The sequence below is a fragment of the Trinickia sp. EG282A genome, from assembly GCF_040965455.1.
Classification (GTDB): domain Bacteria; phylum Pseudomonadota; class Gammaproteobacteria; order Burkholderiales; family Burkholderiaceae; genus Trinickia; species Trinickia symbiotica.
On sequence record NZ_JBFRCC010000003.1, the window covers coordinates 312,491 to 330,465 of the forward strand.

At 61.5% G+C, this 17,975-nt stretch carries 17 protein-coding genes; 8 read left to right on the top strand and 9 right to left on the bottom strand.

Annotated features, from left to right (window positions below):
• Nucleotides 1-128 precede the first annotated feature (128 nt).
• The 4 genes from AB4Y31_RS15910 to AB4Y31_RS15925 form a co-directional block, all read right to left on the bottom strand.
• Nucleotides 129-722: a membrane integrity-associated transporter subunit PqiC gene (locus tag AB4Y31_RS15910; RefSeq protein WP_368674736.1), complete on the bottom strand. Its 594-nt coding sequence runs from the start codon at nucleotides 720-722 to the stop codon at nucleotides 129-131.
• Nucleotides 719-2,365 carry an intermembrane transport protein PqiB gene (locus AB4Y31_RS15915; protein ID WP_368674737.1) on the bottom strand — a complete coding sequence of 549 codons (1,647 nt, stop codon included), beginning with the start codon at nucleotides 2,363-2,365 and terminating at the stop codon, nucleotides 719-721. The genes AB4Y31_RS15910 and AB4Y31_RS15915 overlap by 4 nt, the downstream gene beginning before the upstream one ends.
• A complete protein-coding gene (locus AB4Y31_RS15920; protein ID WP_368674738.1) occupies nucleotides 2,340-3,608 on the bottom strand; it encodes a paraquat-inducible protein A in 1,269 nt (422 codons plus the stop codon). The genes AB4Y31_RS15915 and AB4Y31_RS15920 overlap by 26 nt, the downstream gene beginning before the upstream one ends.
• A 170-nt stretch (nucleotides 3,609-3,778) precedes the next feature.
• Nucleotides 3,779-4,372, bottom strand: a complete 594-nt coding sequence (locus AB4Y31_RS15925) for a TetR/AcrR family transcriptional regulator (RefSeq protein WP_368674739.1) — start codon at nucleotides 4,370-4,372, stop codon at nucleotides 3,779-3,781.
• A gap of 206 nt (nucleotides 4,373-4,578) precedes the next feature.
• On the opposite strand from AB4Y31_RS15925, the gene AB4Y31_RS15930 reads away from it, so the two are divergent.
• The gene (locus AB4Y31_RS15930) at nucleotides 4,579-5,241 is read left to right on the top strand and encodes a DUF3313 domain-containing protein (protein ID WP_368674740.1); all 663 of its coding nucleotides are present in this window, start codon (nucleotides 4,579-4,581) and stop codon (nucleotides 5,239-5,241) included.
• A gap of 72 nt (nucleotides 5,242-5,313) precedes the next feature.
• On the opposite strand, the gene AB4Y31_RS15935 is transcribed toward AB4Y31_RS15930, so the two are convergent.
• Nucleotides 5,314-7,218, bottom strand: coding sequence for an AAA family ATPase (locus AB4Y31_RS15935; RefSeq protein WP_368674741.1), 1,905 nt, complete (start codon nucleotides 7,216-7,218; stop codon nucleotides 5,314-5,316).
• A gap of 217 nt (nucleotides 7,219-7,435) precedes the next feature.
• Between AB4Y31_RS15935 and AB4Y31_RS15940 the strand changes: the two genes are divergently transcribed.
• Nucleotides 7,436-7,597 (top strand): DUF1328 family protein, encoded by a 162-nt coding sequence (locus AB4Y31_RS15940; RefSeq protein WP_020565957.1) that lies wholly within the window; start codon nucleotides 7,436-7,438, stop codon nucleotides 7,595-7,597.
• Nucleotides 7,598-7,901: 304 nt separating this feature from the next.
• Here the strand turns inward: AB4Y31_RS15940 and AB4Y31_RS15945 are convergent, their stop codons facing one another.
• Nucleotides 7,902-8,888 carry a PRC-barrel domain-containing protein gene (locus AB4Y31_RS15945; protein ID WP_368674742.1) on the bottom strand — a complete coding sequence of 329 codons (987 nt, stop codon included), beginning with the start codon at nucleotides 8,886-8,888 and terminating at the stop codon, nucleotides 7,902-7,904.
• A 173-nt stretch (nucleotides 8,889-9,061) separates the two neighbouring features.
• Nucleotides 9,062-9,484: a DUF4148 domain-containing protein gene (locus AB4Y31_RS15950; protein WP_368674743.1), complete on the bottom strand. Its 423-nt coding sequence runs from the start codon at nucleotides 9,482-9,484 to the stop codon at nucleotides 9,062-9,064.
• Nucleotides 9,485-9,841: 357 nt separating this feature from the next.
• Here AB4Y31_RS15950 and AB4Y31_RS15955 point away from each other — a divergent pair, with 357 nt between their 5' ends.
• A complete protein-coding gene (locus tag AB4Y31_RS15955; protein WP_368674744.1) occupies nucleotides 9,842-10,654 on the top strand; it encodes a glucose 1-dehydrogenase in 813 nt (270 codons plus the stop codon).
• A gap of 39 nt (nucleotides 10,655-10,693) precedes the next feature.
• Here the strand turns inward: AB4Y31_RS15955 and zwf are convergent, their stop codons facing one another.
• Complete coding sequence (gene zwf / locus AB4Y31_RS15960) at nucleotides 10,694-12,169, bottom strand: glucose-6-phosphate dehydrogenase (protein ID WP_368674745.1); 1,476 nt, start codon at nucleotides 12,167-12,169, stop codon at nucleotides 10,694-10,696.
• Between the two features lie 343 nt (nucleotides 12,170-12,512).
• Here zwf and AB4Y31_RS15965 point away from each other — a divergent pair, with 343 nt between their 5' ends.
• Complete coding sequence (locus AB4Y31_RS15965) at nucleotides 12,513-13,625, top strand: prolyl oligopeptidase family serine peptidase (RefSeq protein ID WP_368674746.1); 1,113 nt, start codon at nucleotides 12,513-12,515, stop codon at nucleotides 13,623-13,625.
• A 191-nt stretch (nucleotides 13,626-13,816) separates the two neighbouring features.
• A complete protein-coding gene (locus tag AB4Y31_RS15970; RefSeq protein ID WP_020565959.1) occupies nucleotides 13,817-13,981 on the top strand; it encodes a hypothetical protein in 165 nt (54 codons plus the stop codon).
• A 186-nt stretch (nucleotides 13,982-14,167) separates the two neighbouring features.
• Here AB4Y31_RS15970 and AB4Y31_RS15975 read toward each other — a convergent pair whose 3' ends face one another.
• Complete coding sequence (locus AB4Y31_RS15975; protein WP_368674747.1) at nucleotides 14,168-15,598, bottom strand: PLP-dependent aminotransferase family protein; 1,431 nt, start codon at nucleotides 15,596-15,598, stop codon at nucleotides 14,168-14,170.
• 94 nt (nucleotides 15,599-15,692) lie between these two features.
• Here AB4Y31_RS15975 and AB4Y31_RS15980 point away from each other — a divergent pair, with 94 nt between their 5' ends.
• From AB4Y31_RS15980 to AB4Y31_RS15990, 3 genes are all read left to right on the top strand, one after another.
• A complete protein-coding gene (locus AB4Y31_RS15980; protein WP_368674748.1) occupies nucleotides 15,693-16,130 on the top strand; it encodes a cupin domain-containing protein in 438 nt (145 codons plus the stop codon).
• A 1-nt stretch (nucleotide 16,131) separates the two neighbouring features.
• Nucleotides 16,132-16,593, top strand: coding sequence for a carboxymuconolactone decarboxylase family protein (locus AB4Y31_RS15985; RefSeq protein WP_368674749.1), 462 nt, complete (start codon nucleotides 16,132-16,134; stop codon nucleotides 16,591-16,593).
• A 124-nt stretch (nucleotides 16,594-16,717) separates the two neighbouring features.
• A complete protein-coding gene (locus tag AB4Y31_RS15990) occupies nucleotides 16,718-17,935 on the top strand; it encodes an NAD(P)/FAD-dependent oxidoreductase (RefSeq protein ID WP_368675305.1) in 1,218 nt (405 codons plus the stop codon).
• Nucleotides 17,936-17,975: the final 40 nt, after the last annotated feature.

Sequence of the window (17,975 nt, forward strand, 5' to 3'; positions counted from 1 at the left end):
GCTTTCGACAGTTCGTCAGCTTTTCGGGCAAAGCCGCTCGGCGTGACAGTCTATGAGCTACTTGGTGGCCGCACACGGGCTGTAAAGGCAACCGCGATTGCACTTGCTTGCCGGTTTCGATCTCCACATCAGTTCCGCTGCGCCAAAGCGGACTGCGTAGCCGCGGCAATATCCTTCGCCACGGACGCGAGGGCTCGACTATGTGCGTTGACCAGCGCATCGTAGCCCACCCCTGTTACTGCCTCTCGTACCACACTTCGTCCATCAACGGCACTGCCCCTCGGCGGCCGCACCGACCAGATCACTGCCAGTGTCACTTCACCACCGCCCATCGGTGAATCGAAGCTCTGTACGTCAACGGACACCCCGTAGCCGCTGCCACTCGCGCGCTGCGGATAGACCGACACGACCGACCCTGGGATCAGTTGCATGAGGTCCTCGGCCAGCGCGCGTCCAATCTGACTCTTCAGCGGATCGGCCCAGCGAGCGAACTCGTCGATAGATACGCGGTTCGCGTCGATGGTGGAGACGATTTGCGGCCGATCGACCAAATCCGGAACCGTAACCGGACCAATCGCAATCGCAATCGGCTTGACACCGCGCCGCGGCTCAGCAAGTTGGACTGGACTCAGCGTATAGAACCGTGCGGCCGGGGACGTCGTACAAGCCACTGCGAAAACATCCAGAGCAATCGCCAAAGCGAACACTCGTAACAGGTTCATGGTTTGTCCTCGCTCTTGCCGCGGATCAGCGCCTCGGGGTGACGTTCGAGATATTCCGCCAGCGAGCGGATGGAGACTGCCGCCCGCGACAGTTCATGCATCGTCTCGGCAGTGCTCTGCTGCAAGGGAGAGTCGCTTTGCAACGTGCGATTCGCCGACGACAGCGCCTCTCGGGCCGCGGCGAGCGTCGATTTTGCGTCGGGGGCGATATCGGTATTGATGGTTTTCAGCAGCGCGTCGGCATGGCCGAGCGTCTTGCGCAGGTCCGTGCTGAGCCCCTCGAACGGAATCGCATTGAGCTTGGTGACGAGACTCGTGATGGATTCCTGCAGGCCTTGCAGGTTACCCGGCACCGTCGGTAATTGCGGCGGCTTCTTACTCCAGTCAACCGTCGTCTTAGGGGCAGCCGGAAAGAAGTCGAACGCCACATACAGTTGTCCGGTAAGCAGGCTTCCTGTCCTCAACTGTGCCCGCAGCCCTCTCGATATGAGGTAGTCCGCGAACTGCTTTCCCTCCGCCGATGTGCTCCCAGCGCTACCGTGCCAGTTATCGCGCGAAATCAGGCGCTCGGGATAAACTTTCACTTCGACGGGAACGCTGAACTCCCGGGTGGCCGAATCGAAGTGCGCACGGATCGCCGTGACCTCACCAATGACGATCCCTCGAAAGTCGACGGGGGCGCCAACCGTCAGCCCGCGCACCGACTCCTTGAAGTTCAACACATACTTGTCCACGATCGTGTCATGCGGCTTCATCGCCTCGGCGCGCGTGGCGAAAAGCTCGTACTCGTGCAGCGCCTCGGCCTTCGTGCCCTTGGTCGGTTCAGGCGGGTTCTCGAACGCAAGGCCGCCGATAAGAATCGACACCATGGACTCCGTGTCGATCGTTACGCCGGTCGTGTCCAACTTGACGTCCACGCCGCTCGCATGCCAGAAACGTGTGTCGCCCGTTACGTATTTGTCGTAAGGCGCATTGATGAAGACCTGTACCGTCATTCCCGCGCCGTCGGGGTCGAGTGCATACGAGACTATCTGCCCCACCTGCAGCCGCCGGAAGAAGATCGGGGAACCGATATCGAGCGAGCCGATATTTTTGCTCTTGAGCACGAACGCTCGCCCGGGCGTGCCAGTGGCGAGGACTGGCGGTGACTCGAGACCGACGAAATCGCGCCGAGCCTTTTCCGATCTGCCGATGTCCATGCCGATATGGGAACCGGATAGCAAGGTGCTAATGCCCGATACCGTGCCGCCGGCGATACGCGGTCGGACGACCCAGAAGCGCGTATCGTCGACTAGCATGCTGGCCGCGCTGCGAGTCATTTCCGCACTGGCAAGCACGGTCTTGTGATCGTCGGAAAGCGCAAGACTTTTGACGACGCCGATGTCGACGTTCTTGAATTTGATCTTCGTCTTGCCGGCCTCGATGCCGTCGGCTGTCGCGAAGCGGATCATGATGGTCGGCCCCGTTTGCATGATCGACTGCACGAGCAGGCCGCCCGCAATCAGAATGGCCACGAGCGGCACAATCCACACAATCTGTATACGGCGTCTCGACCGCTTCGCAGCGACTGCTGTCGGAAAATCGACCGCGTTTTCGTTCTCTTTCCGTTCCGACAAGTTATTCACCTTCCCACTCCACTGCATCCCAGATAAACCGGGGATCGAACGACAAGGCGGCAAGCATGGTCAACACGACCACCGCCCCAAATGCAATCGCGCCAGGACCGGCATCGATCGTGGCCAGCGTGTTGAACTGCACGAGCGCAACCAGGATCGTGATGACGTAGATATCGAGCATCGACCACCGGCCGACCAATTCCACCGCCCGGTAGATGCGGGCTCGCATTCGCGGGACGACGGAAGACCGCAACTGAGCGCTCCAGGCGAGATAGGTGAGCAACAGGATTTTGACCATCGGCACGACAACGCTGGCGATGAACACGACGATGGCAAGCACCCACGACCCGGAGGTCCAGAGAAATACGACGCCGCTCAGAATCGTGTCGGATTGTGCACCGAGCACCGTACTGGTAATCATGACCGGCAGGAGTACAGCCGGGATGTAGAGGACCATCGCGGCCGATAGAAATGCCCAGGTGCGGGCGAGACTGTGAGGCTTGCGAAGGTGCAACACCGCGCCACAGCGTGGACATATCCCACCCTGGAAGTCAGCGAAAGGCTTCGATACAAGGCCGCAGTCGTGACATATGAACAGCCCCGTGCGAGCCGCGGTTGGCGCCGTCGCGGTCTTCCTCGATACGAGCGACTCGGCATTGCTATCCGTGACGCTGACGATACACGCCCAACTATCGGCCGGATTGAACGAGACCCCCGCGGCTGCGAGCAGCACCATCACCGAACCGAAGGCCCACATCCCAAAACCGGGAATGACGGTCGCGAAGTGCTCGAGCTTGACGAGCGCGACCAGCATAGCGAGCATGAGTACTTCGATCATTGCCCAGGGCGCAACGTGCTTGAGCACCCGAAGAGCGAGCGCGGGACGGTAAGGCGAACGCCCCATGTGCAACGGTAAAAGCAGATAGATCACTGCCCCGATGTTCAACGAAGGCATGAGGATCGTCGTCACAAAGACGAGAGCTGCCAAAGGCCACATTCCGTCGCCCCACAGCGAGGCAACCGTCCCGAGCAAGGTCGTTTCGACGAATGCGCCCTTGACCCACAGCTCGATGATCGAAAAGCAATTCGCGACCACAAACAAAACCGCGGCTGCCAGGGTTAGCGCCAGCGCGCGATCGTACGTCGCCGGCAGGCTGCGATAGAGGACCGCATCGCAGCGTCGGCAGCGGGCAGTACCGCGTTCCGGTAGCTGCGCCCTCCACTGGAGCAGATCGCATTCGTGACATGCGACAAGCTTGGCTTCATTCATCTTTGACATTCCGGCTTCGGACGCGGCCCACTACGGGCAGCTCATTGCAGGCACCAGACTCACTCTGCTTGGAAAGCGACTAAAATCCGGACAGACGGTTTGTTTATTGGCTAAACGTCGGATTGAATTCCGCACTGGCAACTCGGCCGAACGTTGCCGGCCGGGTGTCTTCAGGACCGCGCGGAACGACGTTTCCTGGGCGACGTCGGCACCTCCCAGCTCTTTTCGTCGAGGAGCCTGTCGAAGAGCCGCGTACGAGCCGATTCGCTCAACGTCCACATGCCCATCAAAGCGTGAAATGCGATACCGCTGGCCGCGAAGTATCGCAGCAGTGACAGGTCCGGGTCGGACGCGCCATCGAGCACGGCCTGCATGATCGCTTCGTCGGACGTCTTCATATCTTCGACCAGGGCCGGACTCTCGATCAGCGCGGCGAGACCGGCCCGCGCCACGGAACGCGGCTGCTTGATGGCTTCCCGGTAAATCGCGATCCGCGCCGCGAGGATTGGTTCAGCCTTGGTCGAGCCTTCCTTCTGCAGATAGTCACGAGCGATCTGCTCGAACTGCTGCCGCTGATAATCGAGCAGCGCGCACAGCACGCCGTGCCGCGTACGGAACTGATGCAGGAGCCCGCCCTTGCTGATGCCGCTTTCGCGCGACAGCGAATCGAACGTCAGTCCACCGACACCATCCCGCGTCAGGATGGTAAGCGCGGCTTCAATTGCTTTTCTGCGGGAGATCTCCGAGCGAGTCTGATTGTCCATTGTCGATATCGGTGGCGTTGCGACGATTGCGGCGGGGCGTTGGGGGCTCGCGAAGCCGACCAGGAAATTATACCGTCGCAGTTCCACAAAAACAATCCGTCTAGACGGTTTACAAAGCAGCACGGCAATGCTACTGTCCGGTCTCGTCGAATCCGCCCGGAACAGAGGGTTTCCTAGGCTCGAACTGCCCTTTCAAGGAAGGCAAAATGCTCAAGAAAAACGTCGTCCCGCTTCTTCTCACTGCGGCCACCGTGTTGGCGCTGTCGGCATGCGCCGGTGTGCAGCCGGTCCCCTACACGGGTATTTCCTCGTCGTCACACATGCAGCAAAACCGCGACGACGACGCCGGCAAGGTGCCGTACAAATACAGTGCCCCCGCGGCCTGGTCGCGATACACGCGAGTGCTCGTGGACCCGGTCGTCGTCTATCAGGGCAGTGACAACCAGTTCGGTGACATGAAGGCGGAGGACCGGACCGAGCTTGCCGATTACATGGGAAAGACGTTCGCGGAAAAGCTGGGCACTCGCTTCCAAATCGCGCAACAGTCGGGCCCCAATACACTGCGAATCAAGCTGACTTTGACCGGCGCGGAAAAAACAAAACCGCTGGTTGGGCAGTTCATGCACTTCGACCTGGCAGGCAATCTCTATAACGGCGTGCAGTCGGTCCGCGGCGGACAGGGAGCGTTCAGCGGTTCGGTTTCCTACGCAGTGGAAATCTATGACAGCAGCAACGGCCAGTTGCTGAAAGCCTATGTGTCCAAGCAATATCCCAACGCAATGAACCTCGTGGCAGCCTTCGGCTCATTGGGCGCCGCGAAGACCGGCATCGACAAGGGGGCTGACGCGCTGGTAGCTCAGCTTCATTGAAACGACTCGCCGAATCGCGTTCCTTGAGGCGTCTGCTGATCATCGCTAACCCACATTGACTACGAACCAGCGCTACACCGTCAATACCCGCTCCGTTCCCTTCACGGCTGCCGCATGGTCTTCGATCAGGCGATAGACGGTTTCCCCTGCCACAGTCTCCCACTCGAGCAACCGGTCCGCAATCGCACGAAGCACCGGTTCGTTCGCGCGAAGCAGCGAGTAACACTCGTCGTTCAATTCCTTCAGCAGGGTATTGGCGTGTTGAATCGCATTCTTCAGTTGCAGACCGGCATATTGCTGCGGGAGCGCCGCGAGGCTGAACAGATTGCCGTCGACGTTGAATCCGAACTTTGAAACCATGTCGAGGCTGATCCGCGATGCCTCCTGCAGATCCTGCGCGGCACCGCTCGACGCCTCAGAGAGCACGAGCAATTCCGCGTTACGCCCGCCGAGCAGCACCTGGATCTCGTTGCGCATTTCCGTCTCGCGGTAGAGGTGCTTGTCCTGGCGCTTGGTCACCAGCGCCACGCCGAGTGCACCGCCTCTCGGCATGATCGTAATCTCCTCGAGCACGCCCGTGCCGAGCAATGCAGCCACGAGGCCATGGCCCGCTTCGTGGACCGCGATACGCGTACGCTCTTCGTCCGACAACGCGCGTTCAGCCCCGTTCACATCGCCGATGCGCGCAATCTTGATCGCCTCGATGAAATGCGTCGAGCTCACTTTGTCGTCACCGCATTTACGCGCAATCAGGCCCGCCTGATTGACGATCGTCGAGAGCGCCGCGGGCGACAAGCCCGTCGTCAGCCGCGCGAGCTGCTCGAAATCGAGATCATCCGCCTTCGACTTCAGCTTGGTAGCGTAAAAGCGCAGGATGTGCACGCGATCGTGGAGGTCGGGCAGGCGAACCTGCACCGTGCGATCGAAACGGCCAGGCCGGCGCAGCGCTTCGTCTAGATTGTCCGGGTGGTTCGTCGCGGCGACCACGATCACGCCCGCGTTCGATTCGAAGCCGTCCATCTCCGCAAGCAACTGATTGATGATGCGATTGCTCTCCGCTTCGACGGGACCCGCGCCGGCATCGGTGCGCTTGCCGAGACCATCGGCTTCGTCGATGAAGATGACGGTCGGCGCGTTCTTGCGGGCGAGCTGGAACAGGTGCTTGACTTTCTGGATACCGACGCCGTAGTACTTCGCGCTGAAGTAGCTTCCGGTGATAGCGATGAAGCTCGCCCCGCATTCGCCGGCAAGCGCCTGTGCGAGGCGCGTCTTGCCGACACCTGGAGCACCCGTCATCAGCACGCCGCCGGGGGCGCGCACCCCCATGCCGGTGAACTGCATCGGATCGGTCAGCCAGGCCTTGACGTCGGCGAGGGCGGCTTTGGCTTCGCCCGCGCCGATCACGTCGTCGAAGCTCAATTCGGGCGATTGCTGAAGCAGGCTCGCACCGCCTTTCATCTCGCGGCGCATGAACCATAGAAGACCGGCCATCATGAAGACCGGCAAGAGAAGCGTCAATGCGTCGCGTGTCCTGTCGATGACATCGGACCAGCGCACGGCGCCGATATCGACGTCGACATCCGGCAGCAAGATCAGTTGAAACGACGAGTCGCTCGCCGCTTTCATGATCGTGGGCATCAAGGCGCTCGCGAAGGCGGCGTTTTGGTCCGCGACGAAGTACTTTCGGCCGTCTGTCGTCGAAACGAGAATCGCGTTCCGGCCCGCGCCGATTGCAACGACATGGTGCCCCTGAATATCGCGCAACACCGTCGACGCGTCTTTTTCGTCGCGCGTCCAAGCCGACGAATCGTTTCGCATTTCATTCGCCATTCCCGTCAAGGAAGGACTGCCTTGAATGTAGCGCTCGTGCTGTTGCCAATGGAACCATACCAGCGCTGCCGCGAGCACCGCCGCGATCACGCCGAATGTCACGTATCTGCCGATTCGTGACCACCACGAATTTGTTGCCGGTTTCATTACGAGAACTTCCAGAACTTCTAGACCTTTGGACCAACATTAAGGTCTGATAAAACGGAGGGAAAATAAAACAACTGCGACCCCGATTATGTGCGCTGCATCAACGCCATTATGCCAGCGCTGCACGGGTTCCGAAATGGCCAAATCGACGGGGGGAACAGCGTTTGCTCACTACCAAGTACGCCCGATCGAATGGGACCGGAACGGAGGAAGCATCATGCTGTACTACGCTCTGATATTTTTCATCATCGCCATCGTTGCCGCGGTATTCGGCTTTGGCGGAATCGCCGCTGGCGCGGCGAGCATTGCCAAAGTCCTGTTCTTCATCTTCGTCATCATCTTCGTCGTCACGCTGATCATGGGATTGGTCAGACGCTGAGGCCCCGGTACGCGAGCAAAGCCGCATCGCGATGCGACGCGGTTTGTGCTCGCCTTCAGCCGTTGCCGGCGGTCGCGCGTGGATAGCGGCCGGCCTGCCCCGCGATGGGCCGGCACGGCTGCTATTGAGTGATAGTCCCCGCGGACGCGAGGTTTCCAGACGAACCGCCGACGTACACGGTCGATCCGTCGCTCGCGGGCGTCCACTGCCGCGCGCCCTTCCCAAGTGCTCAAGGGGTGATTGTTTGGCTTTCCGATCGATGTTGATCGTCACCGTCTGAGAAGTGCCCCCAACACTGCCCCCATCACCTCGGACTGCTCGCGACGGCCGCCGCCTTCTCGCTGGCGCCGGCAAGCGACGCGGGCGATGCAGGGGACGGCGGCGGTTGCGGTGCGGCGGCGATGAACGGCGATACCGCCTGCACGGGCTTATCGGCCGCGTACGGCGGCGAGGCGTTGACCTGCGCTTCATTCATGTCGGTTTGCGCATGCAGCGCCTTTTCCTTCGTGACGAAACGCAGCGCCGACCAGTTGACGGCGATCATATGGCGCGGCGCTATCCCGCTGCTGACATCCAGCACCACCGCTTGCGGGTGCGCGGCAGCGTCGATGAACACGTCGACCACGCGGCCAACCTCCGAACCGTTCGGGCGCTGCACTATCGCGTCGATTATGGGCAGCTCGGCCGGCGTGGGGGCGGAGTTCGGGTGGTCCGGCACGGGGTTGATCGTGATGGGCGCGGTCTTGGCGGCCGGATTCACGCGAATCGCAGACCATGGAAAGCTCGCCTTGCGATCGCCGACACCGAGAAAGCCCTGCAAGTTCACCACGATCTGGACTGGATTGCCGCTTGCGTCGGCCACCATGTCGACGGCTCGACCGACCACCTTGCCGTCGGGCTTTTGCACTTCGGTGCCGAGGAGCGCCCGCGTGCTGGCGCGGTCAATGAGCCTTGTCGTAATGAGCGGCTTAGGTACAGGCGCCGGTGGCGGCGGCGGCGGTGAAGGTGGCGGGGCCGGCGGCGTCACCTCCTCTGGCTTGCGTGGATGGAAAATGACGTGCTTCGGCTTCTTTGGCGCGGGCGCTTTCGCTTCCTCGGTCGTGCTTGCCCCTTCGACCGGTTCGGCCGGAGGCGGCGCGCTCGCCGCCACCTCGGGCTGCAGCATCACGGATTCTTCCACGATCGGCGCCGGCGGCCCAACGCGCGTGAAGCTGCAGCCCGAAAGCAGAGCGACCAGCAGGGCGATCAGGCAGTACAGGGCCGCGACCGGACGTTGGAAACCGGGCCTCATCAGCTGGAACTCCCAGGACCCGAACCGACGCGCCAACGCGCGCGTCGGTCGGTGCAATCGAGTGCAATTCGAAAGAAGTGAATCCTGCACCCGAGTGTAACCCTCCCGACATGGCTATTGCCATGCTGTCGATGGGTCTGATGTCAGCGGAACTGGAGCCCGGAAAAGTTGAGCTATCTCCCAATGAAAGCTGACGTGCACACAGGGAATCCGTGGCAGGTCGACGAGATTACGTCGGATTGCGGGCCGCCCGACATGGATGTCCCGCTCTTCGCGCCACCGACCGCCTCATTGGTCATCGCTGCGCCCGAGGTATCGGCGACAGGTGCGCTCTCAGTAACGGATTGTCCGCTTTCGCCGCGTTGCGCCTGAACTCGCTGCTGGGCCACCTGCAGATTGTCGGGATAATGATTCCGGTCCGACGGGTTGTAGCCGGCCCCGATGAGCTCGGCTACCTCGGCCCGTACCTGCGCGCGGGTGACGGTCGCCTGCTGCTGCGCCGCTACCGGGACGGCGAATGCCCCAACGGTAAGCAGTGGAATCATGGCGCGAAGCACCGGAATGGCGTGCGAGCTCAAATGAGTCGAAGCTTTCATGATCAGTCTCCTGTGCCGTCCCGACGAGCGGCACCGGCCGCGGCGTTTCACCGAAACGCGGCACCAGTTCCTAGAGCGAGCCGGCCAAACACTAGTGGATAGTCCTGCACCTCGTGTACCGGCATCGCTCTGGGTCGCAGTGCGCTCGCGCGGTCACACCGTAAGTTCGTTTCGAAGCCTGCTGCGGTTACAGCGCTTGATCAGCGTTGTTCTGCTTCTCGATGAAATCCTGTGCGGCAGGGGCCGCAGCGGGTACCTGTACGCCCGCGACGTAGTACCGCACCCTGGCCCATAGGTTGCGAACAAAGCAGATAGTCCACATCGGCTACACGCCGTGTTCAGCAAGCGAGGCGAAAAATGGGCGAAAGCAACACGACCTTGAAGGGGCAGGCGGCGCTCGTGACGGGCTCGAGTTCAGGGATCGGCGCCGCCATCGCGCGGAAGCTGGCGCGATGCGGGGCCTCAGTCTGTGTCAACTTTTACAGCGGTTCCGACCGGGCCGATGACGTCGTACGTTCCATCGTGACCGAGGGCGGCCAGGCCTTCGCCGTACGCGCCAATGTCGCCGACGAATCAGAGGTGCGGCAGCTATTCGAGCAGTGTGCCGCCCGCTTTGGCCGGCTCGATATCGTGGTGGCCAATGCCGGAATCCAACGCGATGCGGCCATCGCCGACATGACGCTCGATCAATGGCGCGCGGTCATCGATGTGAACCTGACGGGCTATTTTCTGGCCGCCCGGGAAGCCGTCCGATACTTCTCTCGTCAGCGCGTCGATCCTTCAGTTTCGCGCGCCGCGGGAAAGCTCATTTTTGTCAGCTCCGTTCACGAGCTGATACCTTGGGCTGGCCATGCCAACTATGCCGCAAGCAAGGGCGGCATCATGCAGCTGACCAAGAGCATCGCTCAGGAAGTCGCGCCCCAACGCATCCGCGTCAATGCGATTGCGCCGGGCGCCATCAAAACCCATATCAATCGGTCAGCGTGGGAAGAGCAGGATGCGGCCGATCGGCTGTTGCGGCTCATTCCCTACGACCGGATCGGAGAACCCGATGATGTGGCCGAAGCAGCGGCTTGGTTGGCGTCGGATGCGGCGGACTACGTGGTCGGCACAACGCTCTTCGTCGATGGCGGAATGGCGTTGTACCCCGGCTTTGCGACAGGAGGCTGAGGCCGGCTCACGCCGCTTGGCAACCAGCCTCGGCGACGCTCAAACATCCTCGGCCCATGCGATGTTCTCGCGTGCAACCAACGCCGACGATGCCGCTGGCCCGTAGGTGCCGGCGAAATAGCTGCGCGGCTTGTCGCCGAGTGATTTCCACTCGTTGAGGATCGGCTCCGCCCAGCTCCAGGCTGCTTCGAGTTCGTCGCACCGCATGAAATGCGTCAGTCGTCCCCGGATCACGTCGATCAGCAGGCGCTCGTACGCTTCGGGCCTGCGCCCGGTCATCGCCTGCTGAAGGTCGAGATTCAGGCTCACGGGCAGGACGTGCATGCCGCTGCCCGGCTCCTTCGCGAGCATCTGTAATTGGATCGATTCTTCCGGCTGGATCTGAATCACGAGGCGGTTCGCGTGACCGTAGGGGCCGCGCGGAATGATCGAAAACGGCATGTCGGCGAAATCGATGACGATCTCGGAGCGTCGCTCCCGCATGCGCTTCCCGGTTCTCAGAAAGAATGGAACGTTAGCCCAGCGCCAGTTGTCGATTTGTGCTCGCAATGCGACGAAGGTTTCCGTCCTACTGCCCGCCGGTACGCCCGCCTCGTCCTGATACCCCTTGACCGTCTCGCCGTCCACGGCGCCGGCGGCGTACTGGCCGCGCACCGTATCGCGGGCAATCGTCTCGGCCGTCATCGGCCGCAGCGAGCGCAGCACTTTCAGCTTTTCGTCGCGGACAGCATCCGGATCGAGCGATACGGGCGGCTCCATGGCGACGATGCAGAGCAGTTGCAGCAGGTGGTTCTGGACCATATCTCGCATCGCGCCCGTTCCGTCGTAGAACCCCGCCCTGCTCCCGACACCGACGGACTCCGCGACAGTGATCTGCACGCTCTTGATATGCGGCGCCTGCCATAGGGGCCCGAAGATCGAGTTGCCGAAGCGCAAGACCATCAGGTTCTGCACCGTCTCCTTGCCGAGATAATGGTCGATTCGATAGATCCGGTCTTCCGAGAAGTGACGCCCGACCGCCGCGTTGATCGCCTTCGCGGACGCCAGGTCGTGCCCGAGCGGCTTCTCGAGCACAACGCGCGCACGCTCGTCGACGAGCCCATAAGCGGCGAGGTTGTCGCAGACCGTTTCGAACAGGCTCGATGCGGTCGCAAGATAGAACACACGCAACGCGTCGCGGCGCGTCGCCGCGACGAGACGCTCGTAGTCGGCCGCGACGCCGATGTCGACACAGGCGTAATCGAAACGGGCGAGGAAGCTTTCCCAAGTCCGCGCATCCAGCGCGTGAGTGTCGACAAACGGACGCGAACGGTCCTCGACGAACTTCAGGTACCGCTCGCGCGTCCAGTCGCTGCGGCTGACGGCGACAATCCGCGTGTCGGCAGGCAGACTGCCGTGCAGATGCGCCATGTAGAGCGCCGGAAGAAGCTTGCGCGCCGACAAGTCACCGGCGCCGCCGAAAATGACCATATCGAGGGACTGGTCGGGCGCAAAAGAGGATGCGGGAGTGCTCATCGTCGTCTGTCTGGTGAATCGATCGTGGTCAATGAGGGACCGAGCACGCCTGTCAGGCGCGCTCCGAACAGCTGCGTCGTCAGCCGCGTAGATTAGCAGTTTTGATCAGTAGTTTTGAGATTGCGTGGCAGCCATGGTCGATCGCTGCAGATGGGGCTCGGGCAGCAGGAGGCCTCGCGCCACAGGATCGAATCTTGCTAGATATCGCACGCCGCAATCATCAAGCAGCTACTGCGGATAGCTTCGATTATCGAGTCCAAGGTGGGACGCTGAAAACGGCCAGTAGTTCGACGGGCGGTGCGACGACGTTGCTTGTCTTGTTGCGCGCGCAGAGGAGACGACAATGAGGACGATGGCGTTAGGCCTACGGTTAGCGTCCGCAATGGTATTGGCCATCGCCCTCGCCGGGTGCGGGGGTGGTGGGGATTCGGCCAGTACGGATGTCGGCGCATCCGCACGTGCTGCAGCCAAGGTCATAAAACTTCAGCGCTACCAGATCGACCCGGCGAAGGTCTTCGTTGCCGGCATTTCGTCTGGCGGTTTCGCGGCAGTGCAGATGCACATTGCCCACTCTTCGACTTTCAAAGGGGCCGCGATTTACGCTGGCGGGGTGTACTGGTGTGCCCGCACCGGCGGAGCCGCGACAGCGTTGGCAAACTGCGGCGGTTTGACGCTTCCGTCGAATCAGGCGTCGTACAACAGCACGCTCACGGAATCCGAGGCGTATCTGGACACGCAATCGTCCCTCGGCACCATCGATCCATCGACGAATCTGCGCGGGCAGCCCGTCTATCTCTGGTCTGGCACGCAAGACGAAGTCGTCAATCCGCTCGAGATGGCCGACCTCAACTCGGAATACCAGCATTACGGGGCCAATGTTCGCTTCGATAATACGTTTCCCGCCGAGCACGGCTGGGAATCGCCTGACGGCGAACTTTCATGCGGCACGCTCGGGAGCCCCTACATGATTCGCTGTTCGGTGAACGGGGCCGTCTACGATTCCGTAAAGACGTGGTTGACGATGTTCCTCGGCTCGTTGAAACCGCGCAACGACGGCAAGCTTTCCGGGACGCTGTCCACATTCGATCAAACTGAGTTCGGAGCATCGCAAAATGTTTCGATGAGCTCGACGGGGAGCGTGTTCGTTCCGAAAGCCTGTGCGCAAGGGGACACTTGCGGATTCGTGCTCGCCCTCCACGGCTGTCTGCAGGAGGCATCGCTCATCGGCAACCGCTGGGTCACCGAGGCCGGCATCGATGAATGGGCCGACACGAACAAACTGGTGGTCGTCTATCCCGACACGATCCCGTCGTCAGCGCCGGGGCCGACGAACCCGAACGCGTGCTTCGACTGGTGGGGCTACTCGAATCAATACGACCCGAACTATGCACTCAAGAGCGGCTTGCAGATGTCGGTGCTCTACGCGATGGTGCAGCGCGTGACTGGCCTACCGTAGAACCGTTGGCGGGCGGTTCGAATCGGCGGCTCGCATGTCCTGCCGCCCGACTTCGCCAAGCTGCCGTTGAACACGTCCGGGCCCGGGCTATGCGCCTCATTGGGATAGAGCACGAAGACCGGTGCTTGCGATGCGATCGCGCTCGACCGGCGACGGGCATATTTCCGGTCTGACTTACCAGGAGCAATGGGATGCTTACAACTATGTTTTTTGTGGCCCTTTTTGCGCTTATTGTCGCCATGCAGCGCGGCATCACCCGCAGGGAAGATGAGAGACTTCGCGCGCAGTTCGACGCGGAAGGCCCCGATAGCGAGCTGTCGCGGCAGTTGATGCGTGCGTCCGGATATGGCGTCTGAGTGATCGCATGAAAAACCCTTGGACAAAGAAGAATCCGTTCTTGAGCATGTGGCTAAGCGGCGCGAACGCGGTGCTCGGGTCGGTTCGCGGCCGGGCTACCGCTGAGGCGAAGCGCCAAATAGCGACCTTTTGGTCGGGTGCGCTTCCCCCGCCGAAACGGAAGAAACGTAGGAGACGGCGTTGAGCTAGCCCGACGTCAGGGACTGATGGCCGATGTGGCGCTCGATGACAGCTTGCAGTTGGTCGCACGAACGTACCAGATGTCGTTCGGGCGCCGTTGCCACGCCAAGCAACAGACCCGATCGCGCCGATGCCGGTACGGCGTACCACGGAGACAGCGGCACCGGCGCCAGTCCGAACTGGAACATATCCCTCGCGATCGATACATCCGATGCACCGTCGGGCAATCGCAAGAGCACGGCCAGCCCGGGGGTCACCGTCTCCATGCCGCGCCGCTGAAGGTGCTCGAGCAACGCCTCGCGTCGAGCCAGATAGAAACGCTTGGTGCGGCGCAGATGGCGCATATACTGCCCGTCGCCCATGAATCGCGCCATTGCGAGCTGTATCGAGGGCCAAGGTGCCGGAGCAAGGCAAGCGGTCACTTCGGCAAACCGCGATGCCAACGCTGGAGGCACGACCAGGAAGCCGAGGCGTAATGCCGGGCTGATTGTTTTGCTGAAGGATCCGATATGGATCACGCGCCCGCCGCGGTCGAGCGAGGCAAGCGCAGGTGCGGCGCGCGCTTTCAGTTGAAGCTCGCTCAGATAGTCATCCTCGATGATCCACACGCGCTCTTGAGCGGCCCACTGTAGAAGCCGCAGACGTCTTTCAAGTGAAAGCGTGACACCGAGCGGCGCCTGCTGCCCTGGCGTCACTACGACCAGCGCCGCATCCGGTTCATACTGCATGCCATAGTCGACGTCGATCCCGTCGGCATCGACAGGGATCGGTGCGAGCTGCAACCTCGCGAGTCCCAATCCATATCGTGTGAACGGAAACCCGGGGTTTTCGACCCATGCCTTTTGTCCTTCCAGGCCGAGTACGCCAAGCGTTAGTCCGAGCCCGCCACTGAAGCCGCTCGTGATCACGATCTGCGACGGCGAGCAGACGATGCCGCGCGATATCGCAAGGTACGCCGCGATTTCGCGTCGCAGCTCGAGTTCGCCGCGAGGATCCGGATACAGCGTCGATCTGCTCGATTTGGCGAGCACGCCGTAGTTCCGTGCCCGCGTGAAGAGCTTCGCGGGCAATGTTTCCTGTGCCGGCACGCCCATCTGAAAAATTGCGGGGCCAGCTGTGAGCTCCAGGTACGTTTCAAAGAACGATCCGGGATCGGGCGCCTTGTCCAGCTGCATCGCTATGCGAGGCCGATCCGCGACGCGCGTTCCTCCGGCGCGCGATGCGACGACGAGTTGAGCATCGGAGAGCTTCTCGTAGGCGGCGCGCACGGTACCGCGGGCGACCCCCAATTGAGCCGCGAGATCGAGCCACGACGGCAGGCGTGCTCCCGGCACGAGCACCCCGCTTTCGATTGCGGCGCTGATGCCTTTGCAAATTTGGTCGGTCAGCGATGTCTTCGCGAACCGATCCAGCTTGAAAGAGAGCGGCGTGACCATCGAAGCATGGTACAGAAAAATTGTTCGTTCTTGGTTCTTTTTTCTGGCCTAGACCGAACTCAGAATGACAAGCACTTCCAGGAGATTCACTGACATGAAGCTACGATTACTACTCTTCTCCGCTCGCATCGCGACGGCCGCCGCGATCGCCGTCGCGATCGCGGCGCCCGCCGTGGCACGCGCTCCCGGCGAGACTGTGACGCCGAATTTTCAGCATGCGATTTCCAATATTCCGGGAAAGTCGCTGGTGGCGGTCGTCGTCGACTATGCCCCCGGCGCAGCGTCACCACCCCACATGCATGCCAAGTCGGCGTTCATTTATGCATACGTCGTATCGGGCGCCATTGAAACGCAGGTGGACGATGGACCCAAGCGCGTGTTGCACGCTGGCGAGAGTTTCTACGAGCAGCCAGGATCGGTGCATCGGGTGAGCCGGAATGCCAGCTCCACGGAACCCGCCAAGCTGCTTGCCGTATTCGTCGTCGATACGAACGATCGCAACCTGACGCAACCCTTGAAGGAAGGAGAATGAAATGAGCAAACGTCTCGATTACGCACAAATTGCGCCGGCGGGCGTGAAGGCCCTCGGCACCGTTTACGGGTACGTGGCAAAAAGCGACCTCCCCGAGGTGCTGGTCGACTTGGTCTACTTGCGCGTTTCGCAGATCAACAATTGCGCGTACTGTCTCGATATGCACACGCGGGCACTGCTCGCCAAAGGGCAGAAGATTGAAAAGCTGACGTTGGTCCAGGCATGGGCCGAGGCGGGCAGTCTCTTCGACGAGCGCGAGCGGGCTGCCCTCGCCTGGGCGGAAACCGTGACGCGCGTTGCGCAGACCGGCATACCCGACGAAGCCTATGAAGCCACTCGTCGAGTATTCGACGAACGGGAAATCGTGGATCTTACGATTGCGATTAGTTTAATGAACGCGTTCAACCGGATGGCGATCAGCTTTCGCAACACGCCACAGGCTGTCGTGGAGAACGACGGCTGATCGACGTCGTCGGGCCTGGGCGGGCGGTCGATCGAGAGGCAACTCGGCTGGCCTCGCAGACGGCGCTTTGCATGTGACCAGAGCAAGCGCTGAAGCGCCAACTCTGGCCGACAGGAGAAGCATGATGATCGAATCGGCAGACGTGATCGTCATTGGCTCCGGCGGGCTAGGAGCGGCGACAGCGTTCCACATCGCAAAGAGAGGCGCCCTCCGGGTCGCTATGATCGAGCGTCTCGAAATCGGCTCACAGACGTCGCCGCGAGCGGCTGGCATGGTCAGTTGCTTGCGCAAGAGCGACTTGATGATCGACCTGATCAAGCTGGCGGCTCACAAGATCAGGCGATTCTCCGACGAATCCGGTCAACCCCTCGATTGGGTGCATTCGGGAAGCCTCAAAGTAGCGCGCCGTCCGGTGGATGTGGAGGTCATCCAAGAAGACATCCTTCGCGGCCGACGGCACGGCCTGGATGTCGAAGAACTCTCCGCCGATGCGGCCCACCGGCTGAACCCGTTTCTGCAACCAAAAGGGATCGGCGCAGTGATGCGCATCGGCGACGACATGTATTTCAATCCCGCCCAACTGGCCGTCGGCTTTGCTCGCGCAGCGGAGGCAAACGGAGCGGTCTTGTTGCCGAATACCGCAGTGACGCGCGTCCTGATTGAAGACGGCCAAGTGGCCGGGGTCGATACCGCACGCGGCCACATCGCAACACCAGTCATCGTCGATGCAGCCGGCGCCTGGACGCGACAAGTGGCCGAAGCCAGCGGCATTCGAATTCCCCTTGTAACGACAGCGCAGCAATTGTTCGTCACCGAGCCCGTGCACGATGCCCGAGCCGAATTGCCGATGGTCCGAATTATGGATGCCGCGGTGTACATGAGGCCTTGCGATGGAGGATTTCTCTGGGGAGTCTACGAAGAGAATCCGAAATTCTTCGACATGGATGGCTTGGGCGCCAACTTTGACGTCAAGGATCTGCCGCTCGACGCGGAGATTCTGTGGCACTACGCTCGTGACGTCGAAGCTCAGCTGCCGATCCTTTTGAAGGCGGCGGTCCGCGAGCATCGTGGCGGGCTGCCAACGATGACAGCCGATGGTCAGCACATCGTCGGCCCTTCCCCCGTGGTTCGCGGTTTTTACTTTGCGAGCGGCTGCAATGTTGCGGGACTTTCGATCGCCCCGGCGTTGGGGGAAATGCTCGCCGCGTGGATCATCGACGGTGCTCCTCCTATCGATCTCGCGCCGCTATCGATAGGCCGGTTTGGAAACGGCCCGTGGCCAGACGACGAGTTGATCAACAAGGCCGCGTGGCAGTACCGCCATTTCTACGGTGCAAGATAACCCATGCGCCGGCCCCGCGCCCCGTCCTATTGCGCCCAGC